Origin of the sequence: Pseudomonas sp. YeP6b (assembly GCF_025642995.1) — a bacterium.
In the GTDB taxonomy this organism is placed as follows: Bacteria; Pseudomonadota; Gammaproteobacteria; order Pseudomonadales; family Pseudomonadaceae; genus Aquipseudomonas.
The window spans coordinates 538,028-552,797 of the sequence record NZ_CP080090.1 but is presented as its reverse complement, the minus strand read 5'-3'; the positions used below and the strand labels follow the sequence as shown (position 1 = coordinate 552,797).

At 60.6% G+C, this 14,770-nt stretch carries 14 protein-coding genes; 3 read left to right on the top strand and 11 right to left on the bottom strand.

Annotated features, from left to right (window positions below):
• The first annotated feature begins 22 nt into the window (after positions 1-22).
• The gene (locus KZH41_RS02450) at positions 23-1,183 is read left to right on the top strand and encodes an AAA family ATPase (RefSeq protein ID WP_263274320.1); all 1,161 of its coding nucleotides are present in this window, start codon (positions 23-25) and stop codon (positions 1,181-1,183) included.
• A gap of 171 nt (positions 1,184-1,354) precedes the next feature.
• On the opposite strand, the gene KZH41_RS02445 is transcribed toward KZH41_RS02450, so the two are convergent.
• The 10 genes from KZH41_RS02445 to KZH41_RS02400 all read right to left on the bottom strand — a co-directional run bounded on the left by KZH41_RS02445 (position 1,355) and on the right by KZH41_RS02400 (position 9,563).
• Positions 1,355-2,209, bottom strand: a complete 855-nt coding sequence (locus KZH41_RS02445; protein WP_263274319.1) for a transporter substrate-binding domain-containing protein — start codon at positions 2,207-2,209, stop codon at positions 1,355-1,357.
• A complete protein-coding gene (locus KZH41_RS02440) occupies positions 2,206-2,982 on the bottom strand; it encodes an amino acid ABC transporter ATP-binding protein (RefSeq protein WP_263274318.1) in 777 nt (258 codons plus the stop codon). The genes KZH41_RS02445 and KZH41_RS02440 overlap by 4 nt, the downstream gene beginning before the upstream one ends.
• Complete coding sequence (locus KZH41_RS02435; RefSeq protein WP_094951121.1) at positions 2,979-3,638, bottom strand: amino acid ABC transporter permease; 660 nt, start codon at positions 3,636-3,638, stop codon at positions 2,979-2,981. Before KZH41_RS02435 ends, KZH41_RS02440 begins: the two co-directional genes overlap by 4 nt.
• Positions 3,619-4,284: an amino acid ABC transporter permease gene (locus KZH41_RS02430; RefSeq protein WP_065941074.1), complete on the bottom strand. Its 666-nt coding sequence runs from the start codon at positions 4,282-4,284 to the stop codon at positions 3,619-3,621. The genes KZH41_RS02435 and KZH41_RS02430 overlap by 20 nt, the downstream gene beginning before the upstream one ends.
• 484 nt (positions 4,285-4,768) lie before the next feature.
• Positions 4,769-5,551, bottom strand: coding sequence for a MetQ/NlpA family ABC transporter substrate-binding protein (locus KZH41_RS02425; protein ID WP_094951120.1), 783 nt, complete (start codon positions 5,549-5,551; stop codon positions 4,769-4,771).
• Positions 5,552-5,675: 124 nt separating this feature from the next.
• Positions 5,676-6,614 carry a sigma 54-interacting transcriptional regulator gene (locus KZH41_RS02420; protein ID WP_094951119.1) on the bottom strand — a complete coding sequence of 313 codons (939 nt, stop codon included), beginning with the start codon at positions 6,612-6,614 and terminating at the stop codon, positions 5,676-5,678.
• A gap of 49 nt (positions 6,615-6,663) precedes the next feature.
• Complete coding sequence (locus KZH41_RS02415) at positions 6,664-7,245, bottom strand: alpha/beta hydrolase (protein ID WP_094951118.1); 582 nt, start codon at positions 7,243-7,245, stop codon at positions 6,664-6,666.
• Positions 7,246-7,561: 316 nt separating this feature from the next.
• On the bottom strand, positions 7,562-7,963 hold the full coding sequence (locus tag KZH41_RS02410; RefSeq protein ID WP_010565408.1) for an ExbD/TolR family protein: 402 nt from the start codon (positions 7,961-7,963) through the stop codon (positions 7,562-7,564).
• Between the two features lies 1 nt (position 7,964).
• Positions 7,965-8,687: a MotA/TolQ/ExbB proton channel family protein gene (locus KZH41_RS02405; RefSeq protein ID WP_263275077.1), complete on the bottom strand. Its 723-nt coding sequence runs from the start codon at positions 8,685-8,687 to the stop codon at positions 7,965-7,967.
• Between the two features lie 51 nt (positions 8,688-8,738).
• The gene (locus KZH41_RS02400) at positions 8,739-9,563 is read right to left on the bottom strand and encodes an energy transducer TonB (RefSeq protein ID WP_263274317.1); all 825 of its coding nucleotides are present in this window, start codon (positions 9,561-9,563) and stop codon (positions 8,739-8,741) included.
• Positions 9,564-10,028: 465 nt separating this feature from the next.
• On the opposite strand from KZH41_RS02400, the gene KZH41_RS02395 reads away from it, so the two are divergent.
• Both KZH41_RS02395 and KZH41_RS02390 read left to right on the top strand, forming a co-directional pair.
• Entirely contained in the window at positions 10,029-11,021 is a 993-nt protein-coding gene (locus tag KZH41_RS02395) for a hypothetical protein (RefSeq protein WP_263274316.1), read from the top strand.
• A 99-nt stretch (positions 11,022-11,120) separates the two neighbouring features.
• The gene (locus tag KZH41_RS02390) at positions 11,121-12,320 is read left to right on the top strand and encodes a CynX/NimT family MFS transporter (RefSeq protein WP_263274315.1); all 1,200 of its coding nucleotides are present in this window, start codon (positions 11,121-11,123) and stop codon (positions 12,318-12,320) included.
• Here the strand turns inward: KZH41_RS02390 and KZH41_RS02385 are convergent.
• Complete coding sequence (locus KZH41_RS02385) at positions 12,291-14,627, bottom strand: TonB-dependent receptor (RefSeq protein WP_263274314.1); 2,337 nt, start codon at positions 14,625-14,627, stop codon at positions 12,291-12,293. The two genes, KZH41_RS02390 and KZH41_RS02385, sit on opposite strands and share 30 nt — an antisense overlap.
• Positions 14,628-14,770 lie beyond the last annotated feature (143 nt).

Genomic DNA, 14,770 nt, shown 5'->3' with positions numbered 1-14,770 from the left:
TTCCCACGCCGACTGAATACCTATGCTCAAAACCCTCGCAATCGCCAATTATCGCTCGATCAATAAATTGGTGGTGCCGCTGGACCGGCTGAACCTGGTCACCGGCCCCAATGGCAGCGGCAAGTCCAACTTGTACCGCGCCTTGCGCCTGCTAGCCGAAACCGCCCAAGGCAGCGTGATCAACGCGCTGGCCCGTGAAGGCGGGCTGGACTCGACCTTCTGGGCCGGGCCGGAAACCATCAGCCGGCGCATGCACAACGGCGAAGTGCCGGTGGAGGCGGTTGTGCGCCAAGGGGTAAAACGCCTGCGCCTGGGGTTTGCGGGGGATGATTTCAGCTATGCCATTTCCTTGGGGTTGCCGGAACCTGGCGCGTCGTGTTTCTCCCTGGACCCGGAAGTGAAGAAGGAATGTATCTGGGCCGGCCATATCTATCGCCCTGCCAGCCTGTTGGTGCAGCGCTCCGGCCCTATGGTGCGGGCCCGTGAGGGGCGCGCCTGGGATGTATTGGCCCAGCACACGCCCAACTATCACAGCCTGTTCGATCAGGTCGGCAACCTGCGCGGCTCGCCGGAGGTGTTGCTGCTGCGCGAAAGCATTCGTGGCTGGCGCTTTTATGATCACTTTCGCAGCGATGTAGAGGCGCCCGTCCGCCAGCCACAATTGGGCACGCGCACGCCGGTGTTGCACCACGACGGGCGCGACCTGGCAGCGGCATTGCAGACCATTCGCGAGATTGGCGACCCCGAGGCGTTGCAGCGCGCGGTGAGCGATGCGTTCCCCGGCGCACGCTTGAATATCCAGCCGTTGCAGGGCGGGCGCTTTGCAATTGAGTTTTATCAGGAAGGTTTGCTGCGGCCGTTATCAGCGGCGGAGTTGTCGGACGGCACCTTGCGTTACCTGCTTCTGATCGCGGCGCTGCTGACGCCCAGGCCGCCGACCATGATGGTGCTGAACGAGCCGGAAACCAGCCTGCACCCGGACTTGCTGCCAGCGTTGGCGCGCTTGATTATCCAGACATCGAACCACTGCCAGGTATGGGTCGTGTCGCATGCCAGCCGTTTGATTGCGGCGTTACAGCAGGATGAAGGGTGCAATTCGATTGTGTTGGAGAAGGTGATGGGAGAGACGCGGATAGTGGGGCAAGGGATTTTGGATGCACCGGCGTGGCATTGGCCGCAATAGTCGGCGCCTGCACAGGCCTCATCGCGGGCAAGCCCGCTCCCACATTTTGATTTTGAAGAGCGTCCCCACGCTCTGCGTGGGAACGCCTCCTGTGGCGCTGCGCATCACGACTTTAAAAGCGGACGCGGAGCGTCCAAAGCTGCATGCCCACGCAGAGCGTGGGAACGATCATCAGCCCTGCCACTTACCACCTTCAACAATCACGCTCTCAGGCTGGGTGTCATCGCTCAGCTCTTTACGCACATATTGGTCATACAGCTTGAGCAAGAACTTCTCCTCACCCAACTTAGCTAACTCGGCATTCACCCAGTCGCGCAGTTCGATGTTGCCCTTCTTCACCGCCGGTGCAATCGGCGCTTCATCACCGAGCTTCTCTTCCAGCACCCGGTAGCCAGGGTTCTGCTTGGCCCAGCTGAACAGCACCAGGTTGTCTTGCGCATACGCATCACCACGGCCGGCCGACAGCGCTTGCAGCGACTCGGAGTTTTTCTCGAACTTGAGCAGCTTCCAGTCCGGGTGGTTCTTGGTCAGCCAGATATCCGCCGTGGTGCCGGTGGTGACGATGATGGTGCGAGTGGCCAGGTCATTCAGGCTTTTCACCGAGCTGTCCTGCGGCACCAAGGCCTGTACCGCGACTTTCAGGTTGGGGTTGGTGAAGTCCACCGCCTCCTTGCGTTCCGGCGTCACGGTCATGTTGGCGAGGATAAGGTCAACCTTGTCGCTCTGCAGGAACGGAATACGGCTGGCCGGCTCCACGGCAACGAATTCAACTTTGTTCTCGTCGCCCAGCAGGTCTTTGGCGAATTGGCGGCCGATGTCGGTATCAAAACCCACGTAGCGACCGGCTTCATTCACAAAGCCGAACGGCGGTTTGTCGGTGAATACGCCGACGATCAGCTTGTCGCGCGCCTTGATCTTGTCGATGTAGCTGGCGGCAGCAGCCGCTGGTTTGGCGGGCTCTTCGGCCTTCTTATCGCAGCCGGCCAGCAAGGCGACGGCAAACAGTGGCAGCAGTAACTTTTTCATATCAGCTCCAATTCCTTGGTTTTCTTGGGCAGTGTTGACACAAAGGAGAACTTCTCCAGGAACTGCTGCGCGCGTGCGGTTTGCGGGTTCATAAAGAATTCTTCGGGGGTGTTGTGTTCGAGGATGCGACCGGCCTCCATAAACACCACGCGGTCGGCGACGGCGCGGGCGAAGGCCATTTCGTGAGTGACGATCAGCAAGGTCATGCCATCGCGGGCCAGGCCCTGGATCACCTCCAGCACTTCCTTGACCATCTCCGGGTCGAGGGCGGCGGTGACTTCGTCAAACAGCATCACTTGCGGGTTCATGCACAGTGAACGGACGATGGCGATGCGTTGTTGCTGGCCGCCAGACAGCTGACGCGGGAAGGCGTCGCGCTTGTCGGCCAGGCCTACGCGTTCCAGCAGTTTTTCCGCCTGGTCGCGGGCTTCACGCGGGTCGCGCTTCTGCACTTTCAGCGGGCCGAGCAGGATGTTGTCGAGCACGCTCATGTGCGGGAACAGGTGGTAGCTCTGGAACACCATGCCCACGTCCTGGCGCACTTGGCGCCAGTCGGTGTGCTTGTCCAACAGCTCCTTACCGGCAAACCGCAGGCTGCCGCTGTGCGCCACTTCCAAGCCGTTGAGGCAGCGCAGCAAGGTGCTTTTGCCGCAGCCACTGGGGCCGAGGATCACCACCACTTCGCCGCTTTTCACGCTCAGGTCGATGCCCTTGAGCACCTGCTGCTCGCCGAAGAATTTGTTGAAACCCTGAAACTCGATCAATGCGCTCATGCTTGGGCCCAGCGCCGTTCCAGCACCTTGGAGGCGGCCGACAACGGGTAGCAGATAAAGAAGAAAAACAGGAACAGCACGCCGTAGATCAGCACCGACTCATAGGTGCGCTCGATGATTTGCTGGCCGACCTTGATCACGTCCACCACGCCGATCAGCACCGCAAGGGAGCTGGTCTTAATGATGCGCGTGTAGACGTTGATGGTTGGCGGCGTCAGGCGTTTGAGGGCTTGGGGCAGCAGCACGTAGCCGTACAGCTGCGGATCGGACAACCCAATCGACAACCCCGCTTCGCGCTGACCACGCGGCAGCGAATGCAGCGCACCACGGACCACTTCGCCCACCTCGCTGGCGCCCCACAGCGACAGCACCAGCACCGCGCACCAGAAGCTCGGAATGCTCAAGCCGAAGAAAATCGGCAGGCCGAAAAACAGCAGGTACAACCACACCAGCACCGGGATCGCGCGAAACAGCTCCAGGTAAACCCGCAGCACCGCGTTGATCAGTGTGTTGTTCAACGTGCGCAGCACGCCATACAACACGCCGCCGACCGTACTGAAGGCGATGCTTAAAAACGAAATCGACAGCGTTTGCGCAGCGCCCTTGCCCAGTTGCGGCAACGACACCCACAACAACTCAAGACCCGAACTGGCCATGCTGGAGCCTCCTTTCCAGGCGGCTGAGCAGCAGCGACAGCGGCAAGAACAACAACACGCAAATCAGCGTCAGCACGGCGAGCATTTCGTAAGTCTTGTAGTAGAGCGCGATGTAGCTCTTGGTGGTGTAGAGAATCTCCGGCACCGCCACGGCCGACACCACCGTGGTCTCCTTGAGCAGGAAAATGAAATTGGCGAACAGCGCCGGCAGGCTGAGGATGCCGGCCTGGGGCAAAATCACATGGCGCAGCAGTTGCCAGTCGGACAGGCCGATGGACTTGCCCGACTCGATCTGCGCCAGCGGCACCGCTTCCACACCGGCGCGCAGCACTTCGGTGAGGTAGGCGCCGCCGAGGAAGGTCATGGTGATGATCGCCGCCCAGAACCCGGAAATATTCAAACCCAGAGCCGGCAAGGCGAAATACACGAAGAACAGTTGGATCAGCAGCGGCGTGTTACGCGCCAGCTCCACATACAGCGCCACCAGGCGCGACAGGTACGGCGTGCGAAACACCAGCAGCGCGGCGTTGATCAACGCCACCAGCAAGGAGGTGGCAATAGCGATCAGGCCCACTTGCAGCGTCACCCCCACGGCGTTGAGAAACGCCGGCAAGGTGCTGAGGATAAAAGCGAAATCGAAGGTCATCGTGAGTCCATAACGCCGCAAGGGTAATGCGGCGAGCGCAGTCTGTTCCGGCGTGGGTAACGTCGGGTAGCGCGAACTTTAAAGGTATAAAAAGTAAAATTTAAATACCGAAATAGCATATTGATATCACGCAAAAAGATAACCGCCGGATTCGCGGGTTTGACCGGGGGCGGCTATGGTCTTGGGTCGAGGGAAAGCCGAATCGAGGGAATGAGAGATGAACGAGGCGAAACCGATTGATCCGCAGGAGCTGGTGAAGTGGTTGGTGGCGTTGCGCAGGGCGATCAATAGCCGGGCCGCATAGCCCCTGATCATTCCCACGCTCTGCGTGGGAATGCTGCCCAGGACGCTCTGCGTCCGCTTCTAACATTGTGACGCGAAGCGTCACAGCAGGCACTCCCACGCGGAGCGTGGGAACGATCAAAAAAACGCCGACGCTATGCAAGCCGTCGGCGTTGAAACCTTGAAGGGGGTTTTGTTTACATCAGAACGCAGGCACTACCGCGCCGCTGTACTTCTTCTCAATGAAGGCTTTGACTTCAGGGCTGGTCAGGGCCTTGGCCAGCTTCTGGATAGCGTCGCTGTTCTTGTTATCCGGGCGTGCCACCAGGAAGTTCACGTACGGCGACTTGGCGTCTTCGATGATCAGCGCGTCTTTGGCTGGGTTCAGGCCGGCTTCCAGGGCGTAGTTGGTATTGATCACGTCCAGGTCAACCTGGTCCAGCACGCGTGGCAGCAAGGCCGATTCCAACTCTTTGAATTTGAGGTTTTTCGGGTTGCTGGCGATGTCTTTCGTCGTGGACAGGGGATTAGTCGGGTCTTTGAGCGTAATCAGGCCGTTCTTTTGCAGCAGCAACAGGGCACGGCCATTGTTGGAGCCTTCGTTCGGAATGGCCACGGTGGCGCCATCTTTGAGTTCGGAAATATTCTTGATCTTCTTCGAGTAACCACCGATGGGCTCAACGTGCACACCGATGACCGTGACCAGGTTGGTGCCCTTGCCCTTGTTGAAGGTTTCCAGGTACGGCAGGGTTTGGAAGTAGTTAGCGTCCAAGCGTTTCTCGGCAACCTGTGTGTTGGGCTGTACATAGTCAGTGAAGACTTTGATCTCAAGGTCCACGCCTTCTTTGGCCAGGGTCGGTTTGACCAGCTCAAGGATCTCGGCGTGCGGGATCGGAGTGGCGGCAACCACCAGTTTCTCGTTGGCCTGGGCGAAGCTTGCAGTCAGGGCAGCCGCCAGAGCGGTAAACAACAGAACCTTTTTCATGCAGTGTCCTTATCGAAATTCCGGGGCGTCTCTGACGACCGTTTTTATGGTGTGCCAGCGAAGTGCTATCGCGGCGTGGAATGGACAATACCTAGATTTTTTATTCCCGAACAATATCTTTTATTCACTTTGATATTCCATTTTGTTCATGTAGCTGCTGTTCATTTAGAAAGCTGAGCAGGGTCTGCTGCTCAGCCGGGCTGGCACTGGCGAAAATCTGCTGCACTTGCGCAAGCGGCGAACCCGCCGCCGGCAGATTCAGATGCTCGGGCAAAATTTCATCGCCACTGCTGACCAGCAACGCAAAGTGAATAACGTTTTCCAGCTCGCGGGTATTGCCCGGCCAGCTGTGGTGCTCCAGCACGCGCTGGGCGGCGTCGCTGATCAGCGGCACCGGCAGGTCCAGGCGCTGGCTGTAGATGCCCAGGAAGTATTCCGCCAGGGGCAGGATGTCGCCGACGCGCTCGCGCAACGCCGGCAAGTCCAGCCGGCCTTCGCTCAAGTAGTGGAACAGGCGCTCATGAAACTTTCCCGCCGCCACGGCCTGGGCCAGGTCGATGCTGGTAGCGGCGACTAAGCGCACATCCACCGGGCTTGGCTGGTGGGCGCCGACGCGGGTGACTTCGTGATTTTCCAGGGCGGCGAGCAATTTCACCTGGATCGGCAGCGGCAAGTCGCCGATCTCATCCAGGTACAAAGTGCCGCCGTTGGCCGAGCCAAACCAGCCGGCGCGGCTGCTGGCCGCACCGCTGTGGCTGCCTGCGGCGTAGCCAAACAGTTCGGCGTCGGCGTAAGTAGGGCTGATCGCGCCGCAATTGACCGAGACAAACAGCCCGCTGCGGTCGCTGCCACGGTGGATATGCCGCGCCAGCAGCTCTTTACCGCTACCGGTCTCGCCGCGAATCAACACGGGCAAGGCGCGCGGCGCCAGGCTTTCCAGGTCTTCACGCAGTTGGCGCGAGCGCGGGTCGACAAACACCAGTGCTTTGGCACGGATGCTCAGCGGGCTCTTTTCGGCGTCGGGGAAGGTCAGCAGTGGCTGACCGAAGGTTTCATGACTCATGGCAGGCTCCCGCCCCAAATCCACTCAGGGACGGGGCGTTGAAAAGAATTTAGGCACTGCGCCGGGCGTGATGCTCGAGGCGGTTTTGCAGGCGATAGAGGTAGGCGAAACCCTGCTCCCAGCGCTGGTGGCCGGACTTCACATTGATATGCCCGGCACCGGACAAAATCCCGGCCTCCGCGCCCCAATTGCGCGCCAGTTCCAGAGCCCGAGGGGCGCTGACGGCGCTGTCGTTATCGGAGCTGACCACTTGGCTGGGAAACGGCAGCAGGTCGCTGGGTATCGGCGCAAAGTTGCGCAGGGCCGGTGAACAGGCAGGGCGCTCGACATCCGCCGGCGCCACCAGCAAGGCGCCGCGCACTTGACGCAAAAAATGCACAGGAGCGGTGGCCGCCCAATGGGCGACGGTGATGCAACCCAGGCTATGGGCGATCAGGATGACGGGGGTGCTGTCGGCGGCGATGGCCTCGGCCAGTGCAGCCACCCAGTCTTCGCGTCGCGGCGTCAGCCAATCGGCCTGCTCCACCCGCGCGCTGTTGGGCAGGCTGTTCTGCCAATGACTTTGCCAATGATCTTCTGGCGATCCTTGCCAGCCCGGCACGATCAGATAACGAATCGACTCGCTGTGCATGGGTGTGCCCTCCTGCAGCGTTTAACGTTGCTGACCAGTATAGGGACGAGGGTTATATTCGTTAAGGAATAAGAAGCTATTTATTAATAACCAAAATATCAAAACTACCGACATTCAAAACGTGGGGGCTGGCTTGCCTGCGATAGCGATCTTTCAGCGACAGAGATGTTGGCTGATAAACCGCTATCGCAGGCAAGCCAGCTCCCACATTGACCGGGTTACACATTGGAAATTGGGATACCAGGTAAATCCCAGGCAAAAAAAAGGCCGCACCCTGCCAAGGAAAACGGCCAAAAACTTGTCGAGGCTTTTGAAACTAACGAGCAGTAATCACCGACAGCTTGGTAATGCCCGCACGCTCGATAGACGCCATGGCTCGCGCCACTTCGCCATAGTTAACGCCATCGTCAGCCTGCAGTTGCACCCGCACATCGGGGTCCTTGGCCTTGGCCGCCTGCAGGTTGAACTCCAGCAGGTCCGGCTGGATTTCGTCCTTGTTGATAAACAGTTTGCCGGCGCCGTCGATGCTCACCACCAGCGGGTCCTTTTGCTCAACCGGCGCGACCGCTTCGGTCTTGGGCAGGTTGATCGGAATCGCGTTGGTCAGCAACGGCGCGGTGACGATAAACACCACCAGCAGCACCAGCATCACGTCCACCAGCGGTGTGACGTTGATCTCGCTCAGCACCTCATCACTGTCTTGCGTGGAGAAGGCCATCTCAGGACGCCTCCTTCACTTTTTGCGGGTTGCCCGCCGCGTTTTTGGTCAGCGCAGGGTGCAGCAGCACGCGGAAGGAATTCTTCTGCGCCAGGCTGTAGAAGTCGTGGGCAAAGTCATCAAGGTCAGCCGCCGTCAGCTTCAGGCGCCGCAGGAAGTAGTTGTAGACCAGCACCGCCGGTACCGCGACGGCGATACCTACGCCGGTGGCGACCAGCGCCGCACCAATCGGCCCGGCTACAGTTTCCAGGCTGGCGGAACCGGCGGCGCTGATGCCCTTCAGCGCTTCCATGATCCCCCACACGGTGCCGAACAGGCCGATAAACGGCGAGGTGCTGCCGATACTGGCGACCACGGCCAGGCCGGTTTCCAGGGAGCGGCGTTCACGCACGATCTGCTGGCGCAGGGCGCGTTCGAGGCGGTCCTGGTGGTTGATCGCCTGACTCAAATCTGCAGCGTGTGGCGCGTCACCGACCTGGATCGCGGCATAACCGGCCTGGGCCACACGGGCTGCGGCGCCGGGTTGGGTTTCGGCCAGTTCAGCGGCAGAGTCGAGACTCGACGCCGCCCAAAACTGTTTGTGGAATTTGCGATCCTGGGCCTTGAGGCGACCGAACTGCAGGCCCTTGAGCAAGGCGAAGCCCCAGGTGGCGACCGAAAAGGCCACCAGCAGCCAGATCACCGTGCTTTCGATGGATTCAAGTGGAGATGCTAATGCCATGATGTTTTCCCTCTGTGCAGGTCGCGGCGTGTCCAACACACCGCTGCCGAATAGTTAGTGAATCTTGAAATCGATCGGAACGCTGACCCAGCCGTCCTGGGCCACATCGCCCTGCTTGGCCGGCACGAAGCTCCAACGCTTCACGGCGGTCAGTGCGGCGTCATCGAGTTGCTGGCGGCCGCTGCTTTTCTGGATCTGGATCTCACCCGGCTTGCCGCTGGCCAACACATGCACCCGCAACAACACCGTGCCTTCCCAACCGCGGCGCTGGGCCAGTGACGGGTATTCAGGCGCCGGGTTCTTCAGGTACGCGGCGTTGGCCGAGGCCGGTGTAACCGGTGCCGGCGACGGCGGTGCGGCGGGCGCGGGCGGTGCAGGTGGCGCTGGCTTCGGTGGCGCGGGTGGCTGCTCGACCGGTTTCGGTGCGGGCTTGGGCTCGGGCTTCGGTACCGGCTTGGGTTTAGGTTTTGGAATCGGTTTTGGCGGCGCCGGTTTGGCGGCCAATTCATCCACAACCGGCGGCGGAGGCTCGACCACGGGCGGTGGGGGCGGTGGGGGCGGAACAAGTGGGGGCGGTTCAACCACCGGCGGCGCCGGCTGGGAAAATTCGATGGTCATCGGCGGGATTTCCGGCGGCACAATCGGCAGCACCGGCGTGGGCTTCTGGCTCACCCAGTAGATCACCGCGCCGTGCAAGGCCAACACCAGCAAGCCCAGCAGAATCCCTTCGCGACGGCTCGAGAAGCGCTTCGGGGTCTTCTGCAAACTCAACTGCCCTAGTGGTGCGCGGTGCGGCCGGCCAAGGTCGACCAACTCACCACCCGGTGCCTGGCGCCACTGCGCCTCTGGTGCACTGGCGGCGGTCTGGACATTGCCCATTGATTCACTCCCTACGGTTTTGAAACAAAAAAACCGACAGGCCTGCCAAAGCGGCCGTCGAGGGCTGAATCATCGGGGCCAGACGCTTATCTCTTAAAGTAATCTTTAAAGTTATACATAGATCTAAATTGAATAAACGAAACCTCCTGATATGCCAAAGCCACGGCCGGCGCGGCCTGTGGTGAAGGGGTTGTTTTCCAATGCTTTTCAGGCATGAAAAATATTCATCGAAGGCATGGTTTTGCCCGCGATTGTCAGTGTGCGCAGCGTTCGCTCCGAAGGGCGTCAGCCCCGTCTTCGGCCTACTGGCGAAGGGTATTTATTCGCACACTCGCCTGGAACCCAAACCCGCCATGAACCACCAAGGGTTCAACACGGCGAGCTTGAGAGCACGTCGATACACATTCGATAACGCGCGCGAAATGCTCCCTGGTGCTGGGAGATCGCTCTTAATTGGAAAACCCCATGAACATCGGCTCCCAACTCAGAAACCTGTTCGCTAGTTACTCGCCCCACGCTCCCCAGCCAGGCACGCAGGATTCCGCCCCGAACGTGCCACGCGCCCAACAGGGATCTCAGATTAACTTTGGTAGCGATAATAGCCCGGCACCCAACTCAGCCTTCAGTGCAGCGAATGCTGGGAACACGAACCCGGCCTCGCCGGAAGCCTGGGACCTAATCAGCTCTTTTATGAGCAAACTCGCGGCAATTTTGAGTGGTTCGGATCAGAACAAAGCTCAGCCGCAGGCGCAGACCTCAAACGCCAACAACCCGGGCTCCAGCCCTAATGCCATTAACTACGATAACTCGGCGAAGCGTGCGAGTGGGGCAGGCCAGAGCAATGCACAGCAAGGCGGGCAGGCTTCATACAGCGGCCAAGCGGGTGACGTGCCCAAAAAACGTGGCCCCTATAGCGAGACGGAACTTGTGGATGGATTTCGACAAGAAGGGGGCACGGAGAATTGTGTAACCGTCGGTGCGATAAAGGCAGCCATGCAAAAAGAGGGTGGCCCCAAAGAAGTATACGAATCGGTAGAAGAAAGCGGCGACGGCTTTGACGTCAAAATGAAAGACTCTGACAAAATCTACCATGTGAGCAAAGCAGAACTCGATGAAGCCGCCCAGAAATCAGGGTTCAAAGGCGATAACAAAGAGATGCTCAAAGATGCCAACTTCATGTATGCGGTCAGCGCCAAGCGGGAACAGGAGGAAAACGGTGGCAGTTTCGGCGATGCCTTGGGCGCTCTGAACCACTCTCAACCTGCCATAAACGGCTTTAAGCGCCTGGGCCTGCAAAACCATGTCGAGCAGGCGACTGCACGGGAGCTGGCCAATGGCGCGGCCGGGGTCATAGCCCAAAACGACCACGTTGCCGCAGTGCTCAATGGCAAAGTAGAAGACTACGGCACGTTGGGGCGCACGCCGGACGCAGGGGTTTTCGCCTTGAAGTTGGTTTAAGCGCCCTAGGACACACCCTGCCAGGCTTAGATTTAAATTCAAAATACCTCGACGGCTCCGCATACTGCATGCCTCTTTTGCGCACCCGAGAGGTCATGCATGCCGCTTAACCCATCACTCATGGGCAAACTCGCCGGCTGGGGCCTGCTGGTGGTCCTGAGCCTTAACCTGCGGCCGATCCTCAGTTCCATCAGCCCGTTGCTTGGCGAGATTCGCCAGGCCACCGGCCTGAGCTTTCAGAGCAGCGCCTTGCTCACCAGCCTGCCCGTGGTGTGCATGGGCCTGGTGGCGCTGGTCGGCGTGCGTGTGGAAGCGCGGCTGGGCGAACGGCGCGGCATCGCCCTGGGCTTGATGATGATTCTGCTGGCGTGCCTGGTACGCTGGCTGATGGGCCAGGCCTCGGCGCTGCTGGTCACCGCCTTGCTCGGCGGCGCCGGTGTGGCGCTGATCCAGGCGTTGGTGCCGGCGATGATCAAGCGTGAATTCCATCACCGTGTGCCGGTGGCGATGGGCGTGTACTCGGCGTCGTTGATGGCCGGTGGTGGGTTGGCGGCGCTGCTCAGCCCGGTGGTGTCCACGCACTTTCAGCAATGGCAGGCGGGGTTGGGCGTGTGGCTATTGCCGGCGCTGGGGGCATTGTTGCTGTGGGCGTGGCTGCCGTTGGGTGCGCCGAGAAAGCTGCAGGCAGCCCCCGCGTTCAAAGGCCTGCGCAATCGCCGCGCCTGGCTGTTGGCGTTGTATTTCGGTTTGGTCAACTGCGGCTACATGAGCATGGTGGCGTGGCTGCCTGCGTACTATCAGCAGCTGGGCTGGGGCGTATTGCCGAGTGGTTCGCTGTTGGCGTTCATGACCATCTTCCAGGTGATCGCCGCGCTGTTGATGCCGGTGTTGGCGCAGCGCGGTATCGACCGCCGCCCACTGCTCAGCATTAGCCTGTTGGCGCAGACCATCGGCTACCTCGGCCTGATCCTCGCGCCGCTGGAGTATCCGCACGTGTGGGTGGCGCTATGCGGCTTCGGCCTGGGCGCGTGTTTCGCCCTGAGCTTGCTGCTGACCCTCGACCACCACCGCGACCCACGCCAAGCCGGGCAACTGGCGGCCTTCGTGCAAGGCGTGGGTTTTTTGATCAACGCGGTTTCGCCGTGGCTGACCGGCTGGCTGCGCGAACTCACCGGCAATTTCGTCAGCGCCTGGGTGGTGCTGACGGTCACGGTGGTGGCGATGCTGCTGGTGACGCGGGTGTTCAGCCCGGCCACCTACCGCACCGGCTCAGAAGTCGTAGCGCCCGGTCACACCTAGCGTACGCGGGGTGCCCAGCAGGCCTTCATAGCCGCCGTTACCGCCGGTCCACAGGGTGGTGTAGTAGGTTTTGTCGAAGGCATTTTTCAGCCACAACGACACATCCCACTGCCCTTGCTGGTAGTTGCCGCGCAGGCCGGTGGAGAGGTTGACCACCGCGTAGGCAGGGATCTGCCCGTAGTCGGAATCCTCCACGGTGCCCACCGCTTTGGAGCGGAACGCATAGCTGGCGGTGACGTAAGGTTCGAAGCCGTTAGCCAGGTTCCACTTGTATTCGCCGTTGGCGTTGGCGATCCATTTGGACGCGCCAACCACCTGGTGCCCGGTCAGGTCGCAGGACGCCGGTGCACCGGGGCGCAGGCTGATTTCCGGCGGGCACGGCGCATCTTTGTAAGACAGGTAACTCACATCGTTGAACGAGCCGTTGAGGTTCAGCGTCAGGCCCTTGATCGGCACCAGCGTGCTTTCCACTTCAACCCCGCGCGAGCGCACGGAGCCGGCATTGGTCAGGTACTGCACCCGGTTGTCCTGGTCGTAGGCGTTGGTCTGGTAGCCGTTGACCTGGGTCCAGAACAGGTTGGCGTTGAGCTGCAGGCGGCGGTCCCACAGCGTGCTCTTGAAGCCCAGTTCGGCGTTGTTGGCGCGCTCGGTGCCGATCAGCAAGGAATCGGCCCCGGCCGTCGGCGCGGAACCCACGGCCAGGTTGACCCCACCAGACTTCTCGCCGTGGGACAGCGTTGCGTAGCCGAGCAGGTTTTCGTTGAAGTGATACGTGAGGTTGAGCAGCCCTGACGGCGTGGCGCTGTACTGGCTGAGGTCGCCCGAGTCATACACCCCGGCACGCCCACGCCGCGCGGTGGCTGCCGCGCCGGTCACCGCAGCGCCACCCACTGGCGCGTTACGCGTGACCCAGGCGCTTTTCTCTTCATAGGTGCCGCGCAGGCCGGCGGTGAAATCCAGGCGCTCGGTCAGGTGCCAGGTGCCTTGGGCGAACAGCGCAAAACTGTCGGTGCGGATATGCCCGTTGCCGACGCTGCTCACATTGTTCAACGCACCGGTCGGCGTGCCATTCCAAATATCGGCCTTGGGCCCGTAGTAGGCGAAGGATTTGTTATCCAGCGAATTGCCGAAGTAGTAGGCGCCCAGCACATAGTCGAAGAAGCCGCCGGTGGGTGAGGCCAGTCGAAACTCCTGGGACCACTGCTTATCCTCCACCGACACGCCAGCGTTGTACGAGGCCGGGACGTTGAGCCCATCGTCGTTGCGCGGGGTGAAATTCCACCAGCGATAGGAACTGACCGAGGTCAGGGTGAAGTCACTCGGCAGGGTCCAATTGGCCTCCACCGATGTGCCGCCCTGGAACACCGTGACCTGCTGGTCGTTGTCCAGGTTGACCTTGCGGTGGGTGCCATTCACCAGGGTCGCCCCCGCCGCCGCTGCCCGGGCTTGATACAGGTTGGTGCCATTGATCGTCGGCCCGGTGCTATACAGCACGCGCGTGCCAGCGCTGGAATCTTCCTCGTTGTAGTCACCGATCCAGCGCAGGTTGAATGTCTCGCTGGGCTTGTACAGCAATTGCCCGCGAAAGCCCTGGCGTGAACCGCCATTAAGATCATGGCCGTTGTATTCGTTCTTGATGTCGCCGTCGCTGCGCGTGCGATAAGCCGAGAAACGCCCGGCCAAATCATCGGTGAGCGGGCCGGAAATGGTGCCCTTGGTCTGGAAATAACCGTCCTCGCCCAACGAGGTTTCGATGCTGCGCTCCGGGGTAAAACTCGGCGCGCGGGTGCTGATGTTGATCACGCCAGCGGTGGTGTTTTTGCCGAACAGCGTGCCCTGCGGGCCACGCAACACTTCAAGCTGCTCAATGTCCATCAAGTCGAACACCGCCATGCCCGGTCGCCCGAGGTACACGTTGTCGATGTACAGCCCCACGCTGCCCTCCAGGCCGTCGCTGGCCGGGTTGTTGCCCAGCCCACGGATCGACACGCTGGACTGACGCGCATGCATATAGGCGACGTTGACGCTGGGCACCAATTGCTGCAAATCCTGAATCCGATACACCCGTTGGCTCTCCAGCGCCTGGCCGCCGATCACGCTCATGGGCGTGGGCACCTCCTGAGCACTTTCGGTACGCCGCCGGGCGGTCACGGTGACTGTTTCAAGCCGGCCGCTGGCGCTTTCAAGCTGGCCGCTGGCGTTTTCGCCCTTGCTGGCAGGTGCGGGGGGTTCGGCCGCCTGAGTGGGCGACCAACTGGTGCTGCCGGCCACCAACATGGCCAGGGGCAAGGACTTCAACAGACTCATAAGCGGCTCCGAAACCCAGGAATATCCAACACCAGATATTCCATTAGGTTATTTATTTATGTTTTTACGAACATTTACTGCATAAGAGATAGCCTTTATAAGGAGTCTACCTAATGCATAGCCAATGCATTTCCCGGATATTT